Raw genomic sequence first — 21,393 nt, 5'->3', positions numbered from 1 at the left:
CGCTCCAAAAGGTTTTCTTCGATACCCATCGCTCATCTCCATTTGTGATCGGATTTATCCGTATCGTAGGGAGGGCACTGGTTGATAACATTCTTTTAATTGGTCATTATGGTTGACATGAGCGCAAGCGAAACAGAAATCCCAGTCTGGCCAAACTGTTCACCGATCATGGAAGCGGCGGTGCGAGAGCTCGTCGCAAACTGGCGGCCGTACTCAAGCAGCGCGAGACGTTTTCCGATACGCAGGCTGATTGAGCAACTGATCGACCCGGCTATCGCGCTGCTGTGTGTCGATGCGGTGTTTCAGCGATACATGTTGGGTGCACCGGGAACTACCGCCCTGAGTGATCTGATACATTCAATTCACTACAAGGGAGCTATGCAGGCTCAGCGAGTTCTGATCCGTCAGTACATGAGCGCGACGCGTCATACTCGAGAGCAATCGAGAGAGGTGATCGGGACGCTTGAAACATTGGTGGAGGTAATCGGAGCGTGCGGCCGCAAGCGTCCTGCTCGCTCACGATGTGCCGTTGAGGGAGTAACTCAAAATGCGCAGCGCAACAGAGAATTTTGTGAGGTGTGCGGGCAGCCGTCTGAACTCGCTCATCTGATCAATACAGGTGACTGGCCTGAAAGCGCCGATACAGACTACGCCCTGCACCTCAGTAATCGGTATTGCGCTTCCCATCGACCTCGGCATGCTGATGGGACTTGGAATCCGCAGTATCAACGGGCAAAGCGCTCAAAGAATCTCTTTAATCTCGAACTGGCCCGGCTCACAGAACAAAGTGCTCAGCGCACTCCGTCACCGAAGCACGACAACCCTGCTGCTGAACTTTTTGCTTTCCATATCACGCATAGCAACGGTCTTACCGCCGCAGATGAAGGTGCACTGCGGGAGCAAGCGCGCCTAATGATTGATGCTCGTCTGACGGACGCCAAGAAACAGATGCTGATTCTTCGGGCGTCCGGTTTGAACCAGAGCGAGATTGCTCGGAGGATGGGCATTAGTCGTCAGGCAGTGTCGAAGGCGCTGGGGTCGATTCCTTCTTCTTTCCAGTTCGACGACGCGTCAGAACATCCAGTTCATTGACTAGGTCTTCAGCTCGTAGATGGGTATAGCGTCGGAGCATTTGCATTGATCTGTGGCCGCTGATGGCGGCGACCTTTTGGTCGCTGAGGCCACCTTCTACTAAACGGCTGACGGCTTCATGACGCAAGTCATGGAACCTGAAATCGGCCAGCCCGAGATTTTTCTTGATGTCTAACCAGACCTTGTTGAAGTTGTAGGGGCGACGTTTACCGTCTTTGCCAGGCTCACCGAAGAAAACCAAATCAGAGTCGAGTGGACGAATCGGGTTGGCCAGTGCCTCGCGGAAAGCGGCGGTGGCATCGGTTGTCAGTGGGACGGTTCGATGCTGCGTGTTTTTGGTATCAAGCAGGCGGACGATACGGCGCGCTAGATCTACCTGACCGCGGCGCAGGGTTGTGATTTCGGAAGAGCGCATGCCAGTTTCTAGTGCGATGCGCACGATCCAATTCAGCATGGGATTGCTGTGCTTTTTAACCGCAGCAATGAGTTTTCGCTCTTCATCAGCGGTAAGGCGGCGGTCACGTCCTTCTCCTGGGCTTGGCTTCCTGATGTTCAGCACAGGATTGAACGTCAGGCCTAATCCCCATTCTTGAATGGCCACTGTGAACAGGTGGCTCAGCAGCGCTAGCTCCAAGCGCACTGTATTGTTGCTGGTTGGCTGACCGCGTGTGGTAAAGGTGGAAAGACGTTTATCCCGGTAATCGGCTATCACTTCGGCAGAAAGTGCAGCGAGCGAGTATTTACCCAGCCCATTGATTAACTGCTTCGCCTTGGTGGTCTCCGCCCGCTGAGTCGTTGGTTTCTTCGTCGGCGTGATTTCCCTTAGATATCGCTGCAAGGCTTTTTCAAGCGTCAGGCGCTCGGACCCGCTGCGCTGGATATACACACCCCGCACCATTTCATCTTCGGTGCGTCGTGACCAATCTTCGGCGTCGCGCTTGGTGCGGAAAGTTTTGGCGTTGGTCGGCCATCCGGTTTTGCGGATGATGGCCTTCCAGGTGCCGGCAGGGGTTTTGACGATTGTGGCCATCTGAAGGACTCCAAAGGCGTGCAAGCGAAGCCGCACTGTACCTAATTTGTACCTTTGGACCATAGGACTGATCCGGCTGCCACAAACCCAAAAAGCCGAAAGCCGCGTAGTACGCGGCTTCAAGGTTGGTGGGCCCACACGGACTCGAACCGTGGACCAAAGGATTATGAGTCCTCTGCTCTAACCGACTGAGCTATAGGCCCTCAGCAGGTGCGCCGGATTATAACGAGGGTTTCGATAGCGTGCCATCCGAAAGATCCGTTTGTGCTATGCGAAGAAACGTAGCGGCGAATTCCGCTGGCGGCAGCGGCAGGCTGACGATGTAGCCCTGGATCTGCTCGCAGCCCTCGGCGGCCAGGAAACGCTGCTGCGCCTGGTTTTCCACGCCTTCGGCAATGATCGTCAATTGCATGCTGCGCCCCAGGGCGATGATGGCGCGGGCGATGGCGGCGTCGTGGGGGTCGTCGGGCAGGCCGCGGATGAACGACTGGTCGATCTTGAGGATGTCCAGCGGCAGGCGCTTGAGGTAGCTGAGCGAGGAGTAGCCGGTGCCGAAGTCGTCGATGGCCAGTTGCACCCCCAGTTGCTTGAGCTGGTGCAGCACGCTCAGGGCTTCCTCGGCCTGGCTCATGATGAAGTTTTCGGTGATCTCCAGTTGCAGGTCGCCGGCCTTGAGCTGGTAGGTGCGCAGCAACTGCTCGATGCGTTTGGCCAGGTTGGGTTGGCGCAGCTGGGCGCCGGCCAGGTTCACCGACAGCGGGCCGAAGGCGTGGTAGGCCTTTTTCCAGTGGTGCATCTGCCGGCAGGCTTGCTCCAGGACCCAATCGCCCAGTTGGAGGATGCTGCCGTTTTCTTCGGCCAGGTGGATGAACTGCTCGGGCGGCACTTCGCCAAAGGTCGGGTGGGTCCAGCGGATCAGCGCTTCGGCGCCGACCAGGCTCTGGGTCTTGAGGCTGAACTTGGGCTGGTAGCACAGGCTCAGTTCGTTGCGCTCGATGGCGCGGCGCAGTTCGTGCTCCAGGGCGATGCGCTCGCTGGCCTGGGCAGTGAGGTCGCGGGTGTAGGCCTCGACCCGGTTGCGGCCCTTGGCCTTGGAGCGGTACATGGCGGCGTCGGCGTTGCGGATCAGGTTGGCGACGTCGGTGCCGTCCTGGGGATACAGGCTGATGCCGATGCTGGCGCTGGTGAAGAACTCATGGTCGCCGGCCTGGAAGGGCGCATGGAAGCCGGCCAGCAACTTGTTGGCGATTGCGCCGGCATCGCTGGGCTTGTGCAGGCCGGGCAGCAGAATGATGAACTCGTCGCCGCCCAGGCGGGCCACGGTGTCGACGTCGCGCACCTGCTCCTTGAGGCGTTGGGCGATACCCTTGAGCAGCAGGTCGCCGACCGGGTGGCCGAGGCTGTCGTTGATGTGCTTGAAACGGTCGAGGTCGAGGAACAGCACCGCGCCCTGGCGGTTGGACGCCTGGGTGCAGGCGAGCGCTGCTTGCAGGCGATTTTCGAACAGGGCGCGGTTGGGCAGGCCGGTCAGCGGGTCGTGGTGAGCCTGGTAGTCGAGCTTGGCCTGGGCGTGCTTGAGGCTGGAGATATCGGCGAACACGGCAACGAAGTGGGTGATTTCGCGCTCGTGGTTGCGCACCGCGCTGATGGTCAGCCAGCCGGGGTAGAGCTCGCCGTTCTTGCGCTTGTTGTAGATCTCGCCCTGCCAGTGGCCCTCGGCGGTGAGCTGGTGCCACATGGCGGCGTAGAAGGCGCTGTCGTGCTGGCCGGAGGCGAGCAGGCGCGGGGTTTGGCCAAGGGCTTCGCTCTCGCTGTAGCCGGTGATTTCGCTGAAGGCGCGGTTGACCGCGCTGATGCGCTGGTCGGTGTCGGTGATCAGCACGCCTTCGGCGGTGTTCTCGAACACCGTGGCGGCCAGTTGCAGTTTTTCCTGCATCAGGTGGCGTTCGGTGATGTCGCGGGCGATGGTCAGCATGCAGTCGACGCCGCCAATCGGCAGGGGCCGTGCCGACAGCTCGCACAGGCGGATCTGCCCGTCGCTGCGGCGCAGGTGGCAGCTGAAATCGCGCACGAAACCGTCGCGTTGCAATTGCTCGATCAGGCGTTGGCGCTCGCCCAGGTCGACCCAGATGCCCAGGTCCAGCGAGGTCTGGTCGACGTTGGGGTCGACTTCGTAGCCGGTCAGGCGGCGGAAGCCTTCGTTGACCTCCAGCAGCAGGCCGTCGCTCTGGCGCGACAGCAGCAGGCCGTCGGGGGAGGCGTGGAAGGCCTTGGCGAATTTCTCTTCGGAGGTCTGCAACTGTTGCTGGGTTTCCTTGAGCTGGCTGATGTCGCGGATCGCCACCACCAACGCCGGGGTGCTGTCGAGCTCGAAGGTTTCGGCCGAGGTCAGGCCGGTGAACAGTTGGCCATTGCTGCGCCGGAAGGTCATCTCCAGGTTGCGGATGCCGCCGCGGTGCAGGCGTTCGAGCAGTGCCGGGCCGGTACCGGCCACGCCCCACAGGCCGAGCTCGGTGGCGGTGCGGCCGATGACCTGTGCCGGACCCAGGCCAATCAGCTCCTCGAAGGCTTCGTTGACCTCCAGCAGGCAGCCATCGCTGTGGCGGGCGATGACCAGGATGTCCGGGCATTGCTGGAACACCGAGGCGAACTTTTGCTCGGACAGGCGTAGGGCGGCTTCGGTGTGCTTGGTTTCGCTGATGTCGATCATCAGCCCGCGCATCAAGGGTTTGTGGCCGTGCTTGATCATGCTGACGATGTTGCGCACCCACAGGGTGTGCCCGTCGGCACGGATCACCCGGTAGTCGAGGCTGTGGTCGCGACCGGCGGCGGTCTCGCTGTCGCAGTAGGCCTGGGCCCAGAGCGCGTCCTCGGGGTGCAGGATACTGCGCCAGAAGCCGGGCTTGAGCCATTCGCCGGTGGGATAGCCGAGCAGGTCCTCGGCATGGGGCGAGACGTAGCTGTAGCTGAAGTCGTTGGCATCGGCCTCCCAGGCCACTGCCGAGAGGCTTTCGATCAGGCCGCGGTAATGGTATTCGCTGCTGCGCAGTTCCTGCTCGAGGGCAATGCGTCGGGAGATCTCCGAGCTCAGCCGGCGGTTGATGCGAATCACCACGGCAAGGATGGCCACCAGCAGCAGGACGCCGGGCAGGCCATAGAGCAGCATGTCGCTCCAGAAGGTCCGTTGGTCGACGACGTTGCCCACCCACCGCTGCTGGATATGGCTGACTTCGCCGCTGCTCATGTCGGCCATGACCTTGTCGAGAATGCCCACCAGCATCTTCTGCTGTTGTGGCACGGCCATGGCCAGCTGGTAGCGGTAGGGCGTCTCGCCGCTCACATACAGGCCGTCGAGCTTGAGCTGGCGCAGGCTCCAGATGCTCGAGGCGAGGTCGCCGACCACTGCGTCGACTTCATCGGTGGCCAAGGCCTGCAGGGTCGAGCTGACGTTGGGCATGGCCACCAGGTTGAGGTCGGGGTGGTGGGTGCGCAGCAGTTCGTGGGGCGCGTAGTTCTCCACCACGGCCACCTTGAGGCCATACAGGTCCTTGAGGTTACGCGGTTGTGCGCCGCCGGCATGGGCGAGGATGACGATGGGGAAGTCCAGGTAGGGGCGGGTGAAGGCCAGGTAGGCCTGGCGCTCCGGGGTGGACATGATCCCGGGCAGCAGGTCGAGGCGGTTGCCGCGGGCTTGCTCCAGTACCTCGGTCCAGCTGCTGGGCTCGACCGGCTTGAGCGTGATGCCCAGGCGTTCCTGGACCAGGGCGATGTAATCGGCGGCCAGTCCCCGGTAGCGGCCTTCCTGGTCGCGAAATTCGAACGGCGGCCATGAAGCGTCTACGCCCAGGCGCAGCTGGGGGTGGGCGCTGAGCCAGGCTTGTTCCTCGTCGGTCAGGGTCAGGGCGCCGGCCGTTGTGTTCCAGGCAAGCAGGATCAGCAACAGGAGGGCCGGCATAAAGGGCATAGCGGCCTCTCGATCAGGTGGACTGATTCGAGTGTAGACGGGCATCTGGGCCGCGGGGTAGGCGCTGGCAATGACCTTCTGTCACAAAAGAAAACCCCGGCCTGGGCCGGGGTTGCTCTTACTCGTCGAGGAACGAACGCAGGTGCTCGCTTCGCGTCGGGTGGCGCAGCTTGCGCAGCGCCTTGGCTTCGATCTGGCGGATCCGCTCGCGGGTCACGTCGAACTGCTTGCCGACTTCCTCGAGGGTATGGTCGGTGTTCATGTCGATGCCGAAACGCATGCGCAGCACCTTGGCTTCGCGCGCGGTCAGGCCCGAGAGCACGTCGCGGGTCGCTTCCTTGAGGCTTTCGACCGTGGCCACGTCGATCGGGGACTGCATGGTGGAGTCCTCGATGAAGTCGCCCAGGTGGGAGTCTTCATCGTCGCCGATCGGCGTTTCCATGGAGATCGGCTCCTTGGCGATCTTCAATACCTTGCGGATCTTGTCCTCAGGCATTTCCATGCGCTCACCGAGCTCTTCCGGGGTCGGTTCACGGCCCATTTCCTGAAGCATCTGCCGGGAAATACGGTTGAGCTTGTTGATCGTCTCGATCATGTGCACCGGGATACGGATGGTGCGCGCCTGGTCGGCGATCGAACGGGTGATCGCCTGGCGGATCCACCAGGTGGCGTAGGTCGAGAACTTGTAGCCGCGACGGTATTCGAACTTGTCCACCGCCTTCATCAGGCCGATGTTGCCTTCCTGGATCAGGTCGAGGAACTGCAGGCCACGGTTGGTGTACTTCTTGGCGATGGAGATCACCAGACGCAGGTTCGCCTCGACCATTTCTTTCTTGGCGCGGCGGGCCTTGGCCTCGCCGATGGACATGCGACGGTTGATGTCCTTGATTTCGACGACGGTCAGGCCGGTTTCGGTCTCGAGGTCGATCAGCTTTTGCTGGCAGGCGACGATCGCGGCGTCCTTCTCACCCAGGGCGGCAGCCCATTTGGTGTTGCGCTTGGCCAGGTCACCGGACCAGGTCTGGTCGGTTTCGTTGCTCGGGAACAGGCGCAGGAAGTCGGCGCGCGGCATGCGTGCATCACGCACGCACAGCTGCATGATGGCGCGTTCTTGCTGGCGCAGACGGTCCAGGGCACCGCGCACGCGCTCGACCAGGGTGTCGAACTGCTTGGGCACCAGCTTGATCGGCATGAACAGGTCAGCCAGCGCCTGCATGGCAGCGATGCTGTCCTTGTGGCCACGACCGTGCTTCTTCAACACCTTGAGGGTGTCGACCAGCTGGTCCTTGACTGCACCGAAACGCTGCGCGGCAACGACTGGGTCCGGACCGCTCTCGGTCTCTTCCTCGTCATCGCCGTCGGCGTTTTCTTCTTCCTCGTCGTCGCTCTCTTCCTTCGCGGCAGCGGCCTTGGCGCCGGGGATCGGCACTTCTTCGGTCGGTGCGGCGATGTTGTCGTCAGGGTCGATGTAACCGCTGAGAACATCGGACAGGCGGCCACCTTCGGTGGTGACGCGGTCGTATTCGCCGAGGATATAGTCGACGGTGCCTGGGAAGTGGGCGATGGCGCCCATGACTTCACGGATGCCTTCCTCGATGCGCTTGGCGATTTCGATCTCGCCTTCGCGGGTCAGCAGCTCGACGGTACCCATTTCGCGCATGTACATGCGCACCGGGTCGGTCGTGCGGCCGATATCGGTCTCAACGGCCGCCAACGCTGCGGCGGCCTCTTCGGCTGCGGCTTCGTCGGTGTCGGCTTCCGCCAACAACAGGGCATCCGCATCCGGAGCACTCTCGAATACGTTGATCCCCATGTCGTTGATCATGCGGATGATGTCTTCCACCTGCTCCGGATCTGAAATATCCTCAGGCAGGTGGTCGTTGACCTCCGCGTAAGTCAGGTAGCCCTGCTCACGACCGCGGGTGATCAACTCTTTGATACGAGATTGCTGTTGCGCTTTTCCGGACATAACACCCTATCCACTGAAGGTCTTGGCGGGCAAAAAACAAGCCGAGGATTATACCCGAGCATGGACCTCACGCGCCAGATGAGGTCGGGGTTTGTGCGGGAACATTCCTGCTGAGCAGGGCGAGCAGCTGAGATTTTTCCTCTGCGTTCAACTCGCTTTGACGTGCTTTTCTGAGCAGATGTTCCAGGCTGCGCTCGCGTTGGCGGGCGGACAAGCTAGTAATGGTGTCGAAAAACTGTTGTTCAAGGTTGTCGGCATCGATCAACCATTCCTTCTCGGCCAGGGCGCGCAGCAGGCGGCCTTGTTCGGTGCCGTGCCAGCGTGCGATCAGCTGCATAGAGCTTAGCTTAGGATTCTTCTGCGCGGCTTCGATCAGCGCCACCAGCAGCTGGCTGTACAGTTGCTCTTCGTCGGCGAAGTGGCTGGCGTCCTCGACCTTGCCGGCCAGCAGCGGGTGATGCAGCAGGGTACGCAGCGCCGACAGGGTCGGCGGTTCCACCGGCGCCGGCACCCGTGGCGGCGCTTCGCCGCGCTGGCCGTCGCGCTGCCAGGGCTTGCCGCCCTTCCTGTCCCAGGGCTTGCCTTCCCACTGTTTCTTGCCGCCGCCCTTGTTCGGTGTCCACGGCCGTTGTTCTTGCTGATGCGCGCCGTAGTCGGGCTGGTACGCCTGCTCGGCGTAGTCCGGCGTGTAGCTGGCCATGGCGTCGTAGTCATAGCCGGGGTCGTAGTCCGGCACCTGGCTGGGGGCCGGTGCCTGCTGCGCCAGTTGTTCCATCTGCTGCGGGTCGAGGCCGGTGATGTCCTTCAGGCGGTTGCGCATCAACTGGCGCAGGTTGGCGCCCGGTACCTGCTCGATCAGCGGCGCGGCCAGGGTCACCATGTGTGCCTTGCCTTCCAGCGAGCGCGGGTCGGCCTCGTTGCTCAGCTGCTCGAAGAAGTAGTCGGCCAAGGGCTGGGCGTGCTGGTTGATGCGGGCCTGGAAGGCGTCGGTGCCTTCGGCGCGAACCAGGCTGTCCGGGTCTTCGCCCTCGGGCAGGAACAGAAAGCGCGCGCGGCGCCCGTCCTGCAGGCTCGACAGGGTCGACTCCAGGGCGCGCCAGGCGGCCTTGCGCCCGGCCTGGTCGCCGTCGAAGCAGAACAGCACGCTGGGCACCACGCGGAACAGGCGCTTGAGGTGCTCTTCGCTGGTGGCCGTGCCGAGGGTGGCCACGGCATTGCGCAGGCCTTGCTGGGCCAGGGCGATGACGTCCATGTAGCCTTCGACCACGATGACTTCGTCAAGGTTGCGGTTGTGCTTGCGTGCCTCGTACAGGCCGTACAGCTCCTGACCCTTGTGGAACACCGGGGTTTCCGGGGAGTTCAGGTACTTGGGCTTGTCGTCGCCCAGGACCCGGCCGCCAAAGGCGATCACCCGGCCGCGGCTGTCGCGGATGGGGAACATCACCCGGTCGCGGAAGCGGTCATAGCGCTTGCCGCTCTCGGCGTTCTCGATCAAGAGGCCTGCGTCGATCATCACCTTTTGTTGCAGGCTGTCGGCGCCCAGGTGCTTGAGCAGGTTGTCCCAGCCCGGCGGGGCAAAACCCAGGCCGAAGTCGCGGGCGATCTCGCCGGACAGGCCGCGCCCCTTCAGGTAGTCCACCGCCGCCTTGCGGGTAGGGTGGCCGCGCAGGGCCTGGCGATAGAATTCGCTGGCCGCCTCGAGCAGCGGGTACAGCGGCGAGTCGGTGGGCTGGCGCGGCTTCTGCCCGCGCCGGCCCTCTTCGCGGGGGACTTCCATGCCGGCCGCGCGGGCCAGTTCCTCGACCGCCTGGGGGAAGTCCAGGTTGTCGTGGTCCATGATGAAGCCGAGCGCGTTGCCACCGGCGCCGCAGCCGAAGCAGTAGTAGAACTGCTTGTCGGGGCTGACGGTGAAGGAGGGTGACTTCTCCTTGTGGAACGGGCAGCAGGCAGACAGGTTCTTGCCGGTCTTTTTCAGCTGGACGCGCGAACTCACCACATCGACGATGTCGGTGCGGTTGAGAAGGTCATCGATGAAGCTCTGGGGAATCAGCCCGGCCATGGCAGTCTCGTCATCTGGCAACTGGCAAGTCTAAACGCTTGTGCGCGGGTTTTGGCGTGAGGGTGCTGAGAAGAGGTGTTGTGCTCGTCACCAGCCCGCAAGGGGCTCGTCAGAAAGGACGTGCACGCCTGGTCAAGGACCAGTTCTGACGTGTTGCGGCAGGTTGCCCATGGCTTTTGCCGGGGCACCCAAGGCGCATGGCCAAGGGCTTGAAACGACCGCTGCCATCAGCCCGGCACGAGGCCGGGCGGGGCAGAAGCTTTGCGTAGAACGCCTGTATTAGTACAGACGAACGGCGCGGCGCTGTTCGCGCTGAACCTTCTTGGCGTGACGCTTCACAGCGGCAGCGGCTTTGCGCTTACGCTCGGCGGTCGGCTTCTCGTAAAACTCGCGGCTACGAACTTCAGCCAGTACACCGGCTTTTTCGCAGGAGCGCTTGAAACGACGCAGAGCTACGTCGAAGGGTTCGTTCTCTTTAACTTTGACGGCTGGCATCCAGGGCTACCTTAATTCATTACCGGGGTAGACGTGCTCCTGGCAAAACATAAGGTGTGCTGGAGAACGTCGGTTTTCAAGGGTTGCGGATGTTAACCCTTAGCTGGCCGGAATGCAAAGCCTCTGATCGAAAACCGCTGGTCGGCACAAGGTACGGGGACTATCATGCGCGCCTTCGAATTCAGCCTCGACAAGGCACGGACCCATGCTAGTACTGGGATTGGAAACATCCTGCGACGAAACTGGCGTCGCATTATACGACAGTGAACGCGGCCTGCTGGCCGACGCGCTGTTCAGCCAGATCGACCTGCACCGCGTCTATGGCGGCGTGGTGCCCGAGCTCGCCTCGCGCGATCACGTCAAGCGCATGCTGCCGCTGATCCGCCAGGTGTTGCAGGAGGCCGACTGCGTCGCCACCGAGATCGACGCCATCGCCTACACCGCGGGGCCCGGCCTGGTCGGCGCGCTGCTGGTGGGGGCCTCTTGCGCCCAGGCGCTGGCGTTTGCCTGGGATATCCCGGCGATCGGCGTACACCATATGGAAGGCCACTTGCTGGCGCCGATGCTCGAGGAGCAACCGCCGGAATTTCCGTTCGTCGCTTTGTTGGTGTCCGGCGGCCATACCCAGCTGGTGCGGGTCGATGGCATCGGCCAATACGAACTGCTGGGCGAGAGCCTGGACGATGCCGCCGGCGAAGCCTTCGACAAGACCGCCAAGCTGATTGGCCTGAATTATCCGGGCGGCCCCGAGATTGCCCGCCTGGCCGAGCAGGGCACGCCGGGGCGCTTCGTGTTTCCGCGGCCGATGTGCGACCGGCCTGGCCTGCAGTTCAGTTTCAGCGGCCTCAAGACCTTCGCCCTGAACACCTGGCAGCAGTGCCGCGACGCCGGGGACGACAACGAGCAAACCCGTTGCGACGTGTCGCTGGCGTTCCAGCAGGCCGTCGTGGAGACTCTGACCATCAAGTGCAAGCGCGCCCTCAAGCAGACCGGCCTCAAGCGCCTGGTCATCGCCGGTGGCGTGAGCGCCAACAAGGCCCTGCGCCTGTCGCTGGAAGAGATGCTGGCCAGCATCAAGGGCAACGTCTATTACGCCCGGCCACGCTTTTGCACCGACAACGGCGCGATGATCGCCTACGCCGGTTGCCAGCGCCTGTTGGCCGGGCAGCAGCAGGACCTGGCGATCAGCGTGCAGGCACGCTGGCCGATGGAACAGTTGCCGGCCGTCTGAAACCTGGCCGGCTCAGGCGGGCGCCATCAGAAATGACGCTCGCGCCCGGCGAACAGGTCGCGCAGGTTGTTGCGGTGCCGCCAGACGATCAGCAGGGTCAGCACGGTCATCGGCAGCAGCGCCTCGGGTTCGCGCCAGGCCAGCAAGGGCAAGGTCAGCGGCGTGGCGATCAGTGCCGCCAGCGAGCTGGTGCGGGTGAGGTAGAAGGTCAGCAGCCAGGCGCCGATGGCCAGCAGCGCGGCGGGGAAGTACAGGGCCATGAGCATGCCCGCGGCGGTGGCCACGCCCTTGCCGCCCTGAAAGCGGAAGTAGATCGGGAACAAGTGCCCGAGCACCGCGCAGACGCCGACCCAGGCCTGCTCTTGTTGGTCGAGGCCGGCCAGGCGCGCCAGCAGCACGGGCAACATGCCCTTGCACAGGTCGCCGAGCAGCGTCAGGATCGCCAGTTTGCGGCCCGCCAGGCGTAGCATGTTGGTCGCGCCGGCATTGCCGGAGCCGCTGGAACGCGGGTCGGGGCTGCCACTGAGGCGGCTCAGGACGATGGCGAAGGACAGAGAGCCGAGCAGGTAGGCAAACAGCGCCAGTGACCAAAACATGCTAACTATTCCGGGCGAGGACGCCCTGATTCTAACGGCGCCCGTCGCCCTTGTCGTGCTGTGGAGAGAAGTGCTTGGACAGAGTGTTCATCGAAGGCCTGGAAGTCGATACCGTCATCGGTGCCTATGACTGGGAGCGGGATATTCGCCAGTGCCTGCGCCTGGACCTGAGTTTCGCCTGGGACAACCGCCCGGCCGCCGCCGGTGACGACCTGTCGCTGGCGCTGGACTACGCCAGTGTTTCGGCGCGGGTGCAGGCGTTCGCCGAGCAGGCGCGCTTCGAGCTGGTCGAGACCTTCGCCGAGCGCCTGGTGGCGGTGCTGATGGCTGAATTCAACATCCCCTGGGTGCGCCTGAAACTCACCAAGCCGGGCGCGGTGCCGGCAGCCCGCGGTGGTGTTGGCGTGGAGATCGAGCGCGGATGTCTCTGAGCACGGTTTACCTCGGGCTGGGCAGCAACATCGATCGCCACCAGCATCTGTGCGCAGGCCTCGATGCCTTGGCGGCGATTCTCTCGGACATGCGCTGCTCGCCGGCCTTCGAGAGCCAGGCGGTGGGCATCAAGAGCGGGCCGTTCATCAATTTCGTGGTGACCGGCAAGACCGACCTGCCGCTGATGGAGCTGGACCGTCGGCTCAAGTTCATCGAGGCCGACAACGGCCGTTATGCGCCAGACCGCAAGGGGCTGCCGTTGGATATCGATGTGCTGATGTACGACGACCTGCACGGCACCTTCGATGGGCTGGTGCTGCCCAGGGCAGAGATTCTGAAGAATGCTTTCGTGCTGTGGCCGTTGTCGTTGCTCGCGCCGGCGCTGATTCATCCGGGGGTGGAGAAAAGCATGGCGCGGTTGTGGCAGGAGGCGCAGATCGACCAGGTGCTGGCACCGGTCGCCTTCGAGTGGCGGGGGTTGCAGCTGACTCCGGCGTAAGCCTGTGCCGGCCCTTTCGCGGGCAAGCCCGCTCCTGCAGGGTATCGTCATCGTTGAAGGTGAAGGGTTACCTGTAGGCGCGAGTTTGCCAAGAGGCCGGTAGCGTCAGCCGAGCTTGTAAGCCTGGAGCGCTTTCAGCCGCTCGCCCTTGAGCGCCTCCCCCAAGCCTTGCCCGCTCAGCCCGGCCTCCACCAGCGGCTTCACCTCCACCGCCCGCGCCGCTGCCGCAGCCCCGCGCAGATAGTCGGCCTGTGGATAACCTGCATCGCCCTGTGCCATTGCACACGCAGCAATGAAATCCTCGAACCGCTGCGGTCGCCGATAGACGTCGAACTTCTGCAACGTTTCCAGCAAACTCGCAGGGGTTAACTGCAAGGCGTCGTCAGCATGCCCGGCAAACTCCCCCACCAGAACGGCCAGTTCCTGGCATTCACGGGGGGCCTTGAAGCGCTGGTTGAGTGCCTTGATCGCCGCCGGCTCCAGCCCGCGCAGCAGGCATGCCCAGCGTACCGCCAGGGGCTGCTGGTGCTGCGCGGCCTGATGCAGCGCCGCGAGTGTATCCTTGCCGCTTTCCAGCTCCGGCATCAGTTCCTTCAGGGCACCCGAGTCACGCAACACCTGGACGAACACTTGCGGCTCGCTCTCCATCAGCGCCCGCTCGATCTCCTTCCAGCTGCGCTCGGCTGTCAGCGCCTGCAATTCGCCGGATTCGGCGATCTGGCGCATCAGTGCCAGGGTTTGCTCGGCGACCTGGAAACCCAGCGGCGCATAGCGCGCCGCAAAGCGCGCAACGCGCAGCACGCGCAAGGGATCTTCGGCGAACGCCGGGGAAACATGGCGCAGGATACGCTGTTCAAGATCGACCTGGCCGCCGTAGGGATCGTAAACCGTACCCTGTTCATCCTCGGCCATGGCATTGATGGTGAGGTCGCGGCGAATCAGGTCTTGCTCCAGCGTCACATCCGGGCTGGCATGGAAGGTGAACCCGCCATAACCCCGGCCGCTCTTGCGCTCGGTTCGCGCCAGGGCATACTCCTCGCCCGTCTTCGGGTGCAGGAAAACCGGGAAATCAGCGCCCACCGGGCGAAAGCCCTGGGCGTGCATGTCTTCGACCGTGGCCCCGACCACCAGCCAGTCGAAGTCGCTGACCGGGCGCCCGAGCAGACGGTCGCGTACTGCGCCGCCGACTTTGTAGATGTGCATGTGCAGCCTCCATTACTGCCGACAGGATACCTTGTCGACAGTAATGGCGGTGCATCAGAGGTGATGGATGACGGCCAGGTCCATGCGCCCATAGTCGCCGGCCTCGCCATGTTCGCCACGGGGCGGCATGTGGTGGGTCTTCATCAACTGGTCGCCTTGCACGGTTTCCAGGTGAATGTCGAAGCCCCACAGGCGGTGCAGGTGCTTGAGCACCTCCTCGGTGGAGTCGCCGAGGGGTTTGCGGTTGTGTTGCTGGTGGCGCAGGGTCAGCGACCGGTCGCCGCGGCGGTCGATGCTCCAGATCTGCACGTTGGGTTCGCGGTTGCCGAGGTTGTACTGCGCGGCCAACTGCTCGCGGATGGTGCGGTAGCCGTCTTCGTCATGGATCGCCGGCACCAGCAGGTCGTCGCGCTGGTCGTCGTCGAGGATGCTGAACAGCTTGAGGTCGCGCATGACCTTGGGCGACAGGTACTGCAGGATGAAGCTCTCGTCCTTGAAGCTGCTCATGGCGAACTTGATGGTCGACAGCCAGTCGCTGCCGGCGATGTCGGGGAACCAGCGCCGATCCTCCTCGGTGGGGTGTTCGCACATGCGTCGGATGTCGGTGTACATGGCGAAGCCCAGGGCGTAGGGATTGATGCCGCTGTAGTAAGGGCTGTCGAAGCCTGGCTGGAACACCACGCTGGTGTGTGACTGCAGGAACTCCATCATGAAGCCTTCGGTGATCAGGCCCTCGTCGTACAAGTCGTTCATCAGGGTGTAGTGCCAGAACGTCGCCCAGCCTTCGTTCATCACCTGGGTCTGGCGCTGGGGGTAGAAATACTGGGCGATCTTGCGCACGATGCGCACCACCTCGCGCTGCCAGGGTTCCAGCAGCGGTGCGTGCTTCTCGATGAAGTAGAGGATGTTTTCCTGGGGTTCGGCGGGGAACCGCGCGTCGTCTCGCTCGCCGGCCTTTTCCGAGCCCTTGGGGATGGTCCGCCACAGGTCGTTGATCTGCTTTTGCAGGTGTTCCTCGCGCTCCTTCTGGCGACGCCGCTCTTCCTCGGCGGAAATCGGGTAGGGGCGCTTGTAGCGGTCCACGCCATAGTTCATCAGGGCGTGGCAGGAGTCGATCAGGTCCTCGACGGCATCGATGCCGTGGCGCTCCTCGCACTGGGCGATGTACTGCTTGGCGAACACCAGGTAGTCGATGATCGAACTGGCGTCGGTCCAGGTGCGGAACAGGTAGTTGCCCTTGAAGAAGCTGTTGTGGCCGTAGCAGGCGTGAGCAATTACCAGTGCCTGCATGCACATGGTGTTTTCTTCCATCAGGTAGGCGATGCACGGATCGGAGTTGATCACGATCTCGTAGGCCAGGCCCATCTGGCCACGGCTGTAGGATTTCTCGGTGCTGAGGAACTGCTTGCCATAGGACCAGTGGTGATAGCCCAGCGGCATGCCCACCGAGGCGTAGGCGTCCATCATCTGCTCGGCGGTGATTACTTCGATCTGGTTGGGGTAGGTGTCCAGGGCATAGCGCGCGGCCAGGCGGCTGATCTCGCGGTCGTAGGTCTGGATCAGCTCGAAGGTCCACTCGGAGCCCGTGGAAATGGGTTGGCGTCGCTGTTCTCTGGCGGTCATGTGGCTAACCTGCGCTGGAAGAGTTCACGGAAGACCGGGTAGATATCGCCGGCCGATACCAACTGCTGCTGGGCGAAGGTGTCGGGGTAGGCTTCGCCGATACGTTCGTATTCGTACCAGAGGGCCTGGTGTTCGCGCGGGGTGATTTCGACATAAGTGTAGTACTGCACATGCGGCATGATCTGGTTGGCCAGGATGTCGCGGCAGATCGGCGAGTCGTCGTTCCAGTTGTCGCCGTCCGAAGCCTGGGCGGCATAGATGTTCCAGTCGCTGGCCGGGTAGCGCTCGGCCATGACCTCCTGCATCAGCTTGAGGGCGCTGGAGACGATGGTGCCGCCGGTTTCGCGGGAGTAGAAGAACTCTTCCTCGTCGACTTCGCGAGCGCTGGTGTGGTGGCGGATGAATACCACCTCGATGCGGTCGTAGTTTCGCTTGAGGAACAGGTACAGCAGGATGAAGAAGCGCTTGGCGATGTCCTTGGTGGCCTGGGTCATGGAGCCGGAAACGTCCATCAGGCAGAACATCACCGCCTTGGAGCTGGGGTTGGGCTGCTTGACCAGCAGGTTGTACTTGAGGTCGAAGGTGTCGAGGAACGGCAAGCGGTTGATCCTGGCCTTGAGCCGCTCGATCTCGGCTTCGGTGGCCTGGATATCGGTGAAGTTGTCGGGCTCCTCGACCTTCAGCCGGGCCAGTTCCTGCTGTGCTTCACGCAGCAGCGCACGGCTGCTGCCGGTCACGGCGATGCGCCGGGCATGGGCCGAGCGCAGGGTGCGGACGATGTTGATGCGCGAGGGGTTGCCTTCGTTGGCGATGCCGGCGCGCACGGTCTTGAAGGTGTCGGCGCCAGTCAGGTGGCGCTTGACCAGGTTGGGTAGCTCCAGGTCCTCGAACATGAATTCGAGGAATTCCTCCTGGGTGATCTGGAACACGAAGTCGTCCATGCCCTCGCCGGAATTACCGGCCTTGCCACGGCCGCCACCACCGCCGCCACCTTGCGGGCGGGCGATGTGTTCGCCGGCGGTGAACTCCTTGTTGCCGGGGTGGACGATGGTCTGTTTGCCGCCACGCCCGTGGTGCAGCACCGGTTCGTCGATGTCACGCCCGGGAATGCTGATCTGCTCGCCATGCTCCATGTCCATGATGGAGCGGCGGCTCACCGCCTCTTCGACGGCCTTCTTGATGTGCTCGCGGTACCGCCGCAGGAAACGCTGGCGGTTGACCGTGCTCTTGTTCTTGCCGTTCAGGCGTCGGTCGATGACGTAGCTCATGGTTCCTCCGGTGACTGGATGCAGCTGCAAGCCTCAAGCTTCAAGCTGCAAGAAAGAGCAGCCACCGCTGCTGCAAGCCGCAGTGCCGACCTTGACGACGGCGCTGGACAGCTTGCAGCTTGCGGCTTGACGCTTGCCGCTTTATTGCGATTTCCTGACCCGCAGGTACCATTCCGACAACAGGCGCACCTGCTTGTCGGTGTAGCCTCGCTCCACCATCCGGGTGACGAAGTCGTTGTGCTTCTGTTGATCCTCCTTGCTGGCCTTGGCGTTGAAGCTGATGACCGGCAGCAGGTCCTCGGTGTTGGAGAACATTTTCTTCTCGATCACCACCCGCAGCTTCTCGTAGCTGAGCCAGCTGGGGTTCTTGCCGTTGTTGTTGGCCCGGGCGCGCAGCACGAAGTTGACGATCTCGTTGCGGAAGTCCTTCGGGTTGCTGATGCCGGCCGGTTTCTCGATCTTCTCCAGCTCCTCGTTGAGGGCGATGCGGTTGAGGATCTCGCCGGTTTCCGGGTCGCGGTATTCCTGGTCCTGGATCCAGAAATCGGCATACAGCACATAGCGGTCGAAGATGTTCTGGCCGTATTCGCTGTAGGACTCCAGGTAGGCGGTCTGGATTTCCTTGCCGATGAACTCGATGTAGCGCGGCGCCAGGTACTCTTTCAGGTAGCGCAGGTAGCGCTCACGGACTTCGGCCGGGAACTGTTCCTGCTCGATCTGCTGCTCCAGCACGTACAGCAGGTGCACCGGGTTGGCCGCCACTTCATGCGGGTCGAAGTTGAATACCTTGGACAGGATCTTGAAGGCGAAGCGGGTCGACAGGCCGTTCATGCCCTCGTCGACACCGGCGGAGTCGCGGTATTCCTGGATCGACTTGGCTTTCGGGTCGGTATCCTTGAGGTTCTCGCCGTCGTATACGCGCATCTTCGAGTAGATGTTGGAGTTTTCGGGCTCCTTGAGGCGCGAGAGCACGGTGAACTGGGCGAGCATCTTCAGGGTGTCGGGCGCGCAATGGGCCTTGGCCAGCGAGCTGTTGATCAGCAGCTTGTCGTAGATCTTGATCTCGTCGCTGACGCGCAGGCAGTACGGCACCTTGACGATGTAGATCCGGTCGATGAACGCCTCGTTGTTCTTGTTGTTGCGGAAGGTGTGCCACTCCGATTCGTTGGAGTGGGCCAGCAGGATCCCGGTATAGGGAATCGCGCCCAGGCCTTCGGTGCTGTTGTAGTTGCCTTCCTGGGTGGCGGTGAGCAAGGGGTGCAGGACCTTGATCGGCGCCTTGAACATCTCGACGAATTCCATCAGGCCCTGGTTGGCCCGGCACAGCGCGCCTGAATAGCTGTAGGCGTCGGCGTCGTTCTGCGGGAACTCCTCGAGCTTGCGGATATCGACCTTGCCGACCAGGGCGGAGATGTCCTGGTTGTTCTCGTCACCCGGCTCGGTCTTGGCAATGGCGATCTGGTTGAGGATCGAGGGGTAGAGCTTGACCACCCTGAACTTGCTGATGTCGCCGCCGAACTCCTGCAGGCGCTTGGTGGCCCAGGGCGACATGATGGTGTTCAGATAGCGGCGGGAGATGCCAAATTCCTCTTCGAGGATCGCGCCGTCCTCGGTGGCGTTGAACAGCCCCAGGGGCGACTCGAAGACCGGCGAGCCCTTGATGGCGTAGAAGGGTACCTTTTCCATCAGTTGCTTGAGCTTTTCGGCCAGCGACGACTTGCCGCCGCCCACCGGGCCCAGCAGGTAGAGGATCTGCTTCTTCTCTTCCAGGCCTTGGGCGGCATGGCGGAAGTACGAGACGATCTGGTCGATGCACTCTTCCATCCCGTGGAAGTCGGCAAAGGCCGGGTAGCGGCGAATCACCTTGTTGGAGAAGATACGCGACAGCCGGGAGTTGGTGGAGGTGTCGATCAGCTCTGGTTCGCCGATGGCCAGCAACAGCCGCTCGGCCGCCGAGGCGTAGGCACTGCGATCCTCTTTGCACAGCTCGAGGTACTCCTGCAGCGAAAGTTCTTCCTGGCGGGTGGACTCGAAACGTTGTTGGAAGTGGCTAAAAATGCTCATGACGTCACCTCGCTCGATACGTGGAGACGACGCCGGATCAGTCAGCTGATGCTGGCATGCAACCGGGCTCGCCGATTGCTGTATACCCCCCAGAACACCCTGTAACGCTACCGATGACCCGCACGCCGGTGTACCGGCTCTCCCCTTTTTTGGATGGCCTGGGCTTAAGAATAGTTGGTTCTGGGCAAGGTCAAGGGCGGGGAGTGGAGAACGCGCCTACGACCGTTCGTCAGGCCGGGCGCAAGCCCGCACGGAGCGCGGGCTGCAGGAAAAATGAAAAAAATTATTCAGCGCTGCCCTGGGCGGTTTCCGCCGGGTAGGTGCTGCGCCACAGCTCGAAGCCACCATCGATGCTGTAGACGTCTGAGAAGCCCTGGCCGACCAGGTAGGCGGCGGCGCTCTGGCTGGAATTGCCGTGGTAGCAAACCACCAGTGTAGGCGCGTCGAGGTCGGCGTTGCGGATGAAGTCGGCCACCGAATGGTTATCCAGATGAGTGGCGCCGGCGATGTGCCCGGCGGCAAAAGCTTGCGGGTCGCGAATGTCCACCACGACCGCACCTTTGGCACGCAGGGCGAGGGCTTGCTCGGGGGGAATACGTTTGAATTCGCTCATGGCTGCGGTTCCTTCAAGGGTGCTCGTTGTGTGGTACCGGCGGGCGTGGGGTGCCTTCGCGGGTGCAGTCGCAGCGGTGGAATTGGCCGCTGTCGACGTTGTACAGGGTCATGGCGCCGCCCCACACGCAGCCGGTGTCCAGGGCGATCACCCCGGGCACGTCGACGCGGCCTTCGAGGGCGGCCCAGTGGCCGAAGATGATCTTCACGTGGCGCGAACGGCGCTCGGCGTGGTCGAACCAGGGCTTGTAGCCTTTCGGCGCGGTGTCCAGGCCTTCCTTGCTCTTGAGGTCGAGCTTGCCGGCGGCGGTGCAGAAGCGCATGCGGGTGAAGTAGTTGGTGATCACCCGCAGGCGTTCGATGCCGCTGAGGTTCTTGCTCCACTTGTTCGGCTCGTTGCCGTACATGCCATCCAGGTAGAGCTTCAGGCGGGTGTCGTCGCGCAGCACCTGCTCGACCTCGGCCGCCAGCTCCAGGGCGCGCCCCAGGGTCCATTGCGGCGGGATGCCGGCGTGGACCATGGCGATGCCGCGGGCCTCGTCGTAGTGCAGCAGCTTCTGCTGGCGCAGCCAGTCGAACAGTTGGTCGGCGTCTGGTGCCTCGATGATTTCACGCAGGGTGTCGCTTTTTTTCAGGCGCTCGACGTTGTGCCAGGCGGCCAGCAGGTGCAGGTCGTGGTTGCCCAGCACGCAGACCAGCGCCTGGCGGATCGAATACAGGTAGCGCAGGGTCTCCAGCGACTCGGGGCCGCGGTTGACCAGGTCGCCCACCAGCCACAGGCGGTCCACGGCCGGGTCGAAGCGCACGCGCTCGAGCAGGCACTTGAGCGGTTGCAGGCAGCCTTGCAGGTCGCCGACGGCGTAGGTGGCCATCAGTGCAGGGCCCCGGGTACGGCCAGGCGGAACGGCGCGATCGGTGCATCGAAGCGTTTGCCGTCCTCGGCGAACATCTGGTAGCTGCCCTGCATGGTGCCCACCCGGGTGCTGATCACCGCGCCGCTGCTGTAGGTGTGGCTCTGGCCGGGTTCGATCGACGGCTGCTGGCCGATGACCCCGGCGCCGCGCACCTCCTCGACTTCACCGTCACCGTTGGTGATCAGCCAGTGACGGGACATCAGCTTGGCCTTGAGCGTGCCGTTGTTGAGCACGGTAATGGTGTAGGCGAAGGCGAAACGGCTGCTTTCGGGGTCGGATTGGTCTTTGAGGTAGCGGGTCACGACGCTGACGTCGATCTGATAGCGGGGGTCGGACATGCAA

Annotated in this window: 17 protein-coding genes and 1 tRNA gene; 4 read left to right on the top strand and 14 right to left on the bottom strand. The window is 62.8% G+C overall.

What is annotated here, in order from left to right; all coding sequences use genetic code 11:
• Positions 1–117: 117 nt before the first annotated feature.
• Positions 118–1,092, top strand: a complete 975-nt coding sequence (locus NJG22_RS05340) for a LuxR family transcriptional regulator (protein ID WP_253093111.1) — start codon at positions 118–120, stop codon at positions 1,090–1,092.
• On the opposite strand, the gene NJG22_RS05335 is transcribed toward NJG22_RS05340, so the two are convergent.
• From NJG22_RS05335 to rpsU, 6 genes are all read right to left on the bottom strand, one after another.
• A complete protein-coding gene (locus NJG22_RS05335; protein WP_253093110.1) occupies positions 1,007–2,122 on the bottom strand; it encodes a site-specific integrase in 1,116 nt (371 codons plus the stop codon). The genes NJG22_RS05340 and NJG22_RS05335 overlap by 86 nt on opposite strands.
• Positions 2,123–2,248: 126 nt before the next feature.
• Positions 2,249–2,325: transfer RNA gene (locus tag NJG22_RS05330), tRNA-Ile, on the bottom strand.
• A gap of 17 nt (positions 2,326–2,342) precedes the next feature.
• Positions 2,343–6,086 carry an EAL domain-containing protein gene (locus NJG22_RS05325; protein WP_253093109.1) on the bottom strand — a complete coding sequence of 1,248 codons (3,744 nt, stop codon included), beginning with the start codon at positions 6,084–6,086 and terminating at the stop codon, positions 2,343–2,345.
• 118 nt (positions 6,087–6,204) lie between these two features.
• Positions 6,205–8,055: an RNA polymerase sigma factor RpoD gene (gene rpoD / locus NJG22_RS05320; RefSeq protein ID WP_253093108.1), complete on the bottom strand. Its 1,851-nt coding sequence runs from the start codon at positions 8,053–8,055 to the stop codon at positions 6,205–6,207.
• A 67-nt stretch (positions 8,056–8,122) separates the two neighbouring features.
• Positions 8,123–10,114, bottom strand: coding sequence for a DNA primase (gene dnaG / locus NJG22_RS05315; RefSeq protein WP_253093107.1), 1,992 nt, complete (start codon positions 10,112–10,114; stop codon positions 8,123–8,125).
• A gap of 279 nt (positions 10,115–10,393) precedes the next feature.
• The gene (rpsU, locus tag NJG22_RS05310; RefSeq protein WP_003255575.1) at positions 10,394–10,609 is read right to left on the bottom strand and encodes a 30S ribosomal protein S21; all 216 of its coding nucleotides are present in this window, start codon (positions 10,607–10,609) and stop codon (positions 10,394–10,396) included.
• A 205-nt stretch (positions 10,610–10,814) separates the two neighbouring features.
• Here rpsU and tsaD point away from each other — a divergent pair, with 205 nt between their 5' ends.
• Entirely contained in the window at positions 10,815–11,840 is a 1,026-nt protein-coding gene (gene tsaD / locus NJG22_RS05305) for a tRNA (adenosine(37)-N6)-threonylcarbamoyltransferase complex transferase subunit TsaD (protein ID WP_253093106.1), read from the top strand.
• Between the two features lie 26 nt (positions 11,841–11,866).
• On the opposite strand, the gene plsY is transcribed toward tsaD, so the two are convergent.
• Positions 11,867–12,436 (bottom strand): glycerol-3-phosphate 1-O-acyltransferase PlsY, encoded by a 570-nt coding sequence (plsY, locus tag NJG22_RS05300; protein WP_134689815.1) that lies wholly within the window; start codon positions 12,434–12,436, stop codon positions 11,867–11,869.
• 74 nt (positions 12,437–12,510) lie between these two features.
• Between plsY and folB the strand changes: the two genes are divergently transcribed.
• Both folB and folK read left to right on the top strand, forming a co-directional pair.
• On the top strand, positions 12,511–12,867 hold the full coding sequence (gene folB, locus NJG22_RS05295; protein ID WP_110994292.1) for a dihydroneopterin aldolase: 357 nt from the start codon (positions 12,511–12,513) through the stop codon (positions 12,865–12,867).
• Positions 12,858–13,367, top strand: a complete 510-nt coding sequence (gene folK, locus NJG22_RS05290; protein ID WP_217850774.1) for a 2-amino-4-hydroxy-6-hydroxymethyldihydropteridine diphosphokinase — start codon at positions 12,858–12,860, stop codon at positions 13,365–13,367. Before folB ends, folK begins: the two co-directional genes overlap by 10 nt.
• Positions 13,368–13,472: 105 nt before the next feature.
• On the opposite strand, the gene NJG22_RS05285 is transcribed toward folK, so the two are convergent.
• The 7 genes from NJG22_RS05285 to apaG form a co-directional block, all read right to left on the bottom strand.
• Positions 13,473–14,570, bottom strand: a complete 1,098-nt coding sequence (locus tag NJG22_RS05285; RefSeq protein ID WP_253093105.1) for a multifunctional CCA addition/repair protein — start codon at positions 14,568–14,570, stop codon at positions 13,473–13,475.
• 54 nt (positions 14,571–14,624) lie between these two features.
• Positions 14,625–16,193 (bottom strand): SpoVR family protein, encoded by a 1,569-nt coding sequence (locus NJG22_RS05280; RefSeq protein WP_253093104.1) that lies wholly within the window; start codon positions 16,191–16,193, stop codon positions 14,625–14,627.
• A complete protein-coding gene (locus tag NJG22_RS05275; RefSeq protein ID WP_253093103.1) occupies positions 16,190–17,461 on the bottom strand; it encodes a YeaH/YhbH family protein in 1,272 nt (423 codons plus the stop codon). The genes NJG22_RS05280 and NJG22_RS05275 overlap by 4 nt, the downstream gene beginning before the upstream one ends.
• A gap of 141 nt (positions 17,462–17,602) precedes the next feature.
• Entirely contained in the window at positions 17,603–19,525 is a 1,923-nt protein-coding gene (locus NJG22_RS05270) for a PrkA family serine protein kinase (RefSeq protein ID WP_217850767.1), read from the bottom strand.
• A gap of 283 nt (positions 19,526–19,808) precedes the next feature.
• Entirely contained in the window at positions 19,809–20,138 is a 330-nt protein-coding gene (gene glpE, locus NJG22_RS05265) for a thiosulfate sulfurtransferase GlpE (protein ID WP_253093102.1), read from the bottom strand.
• Between the two features lie 13 nt (positions 20,139–20,151).
• On the bottom strand, positions 20,152–21,009 hold the full coding sequence (locus NJG22_RS05260; RefSeq protein ID WP_253093101.1) for a symmetrical bis(5'-nucleosyl)-tetraphosphatase: 858 nt from the start codon (positions 21,007–21,009) through the stop codon (positions 20,152–20,154).
• Entirely contained in the window at positions 21,009–21,389 is a 381-nt protein-coding gene (gene apaG, locus NJG22_RS05255; protein WP_253093100.1) for a Co2+/Mg2+ efflux protein ApaG, read from the bottom strand. Before apaG ends, NJG22_RS05260 begins: the two co-directional genes overlap by 1 nt.
• Positions 21,390–21,393 lie beyond the last annotated feature (4 nt).

Source organism: Pseudomonas sp. VA159-2 (assembly GCF_024126635.1).
GTDB classification, from domain to species: Bacteria; Pseudomonadota; Gammaproteobacteria; order Pseudomonadales; family Pseudomonadaceae; genus Aquipseudomonas; species Aquipseudomonas muyukensis.
This window is presented reverse-complemented; position numbering and strand designations above follow the sequence as displayed.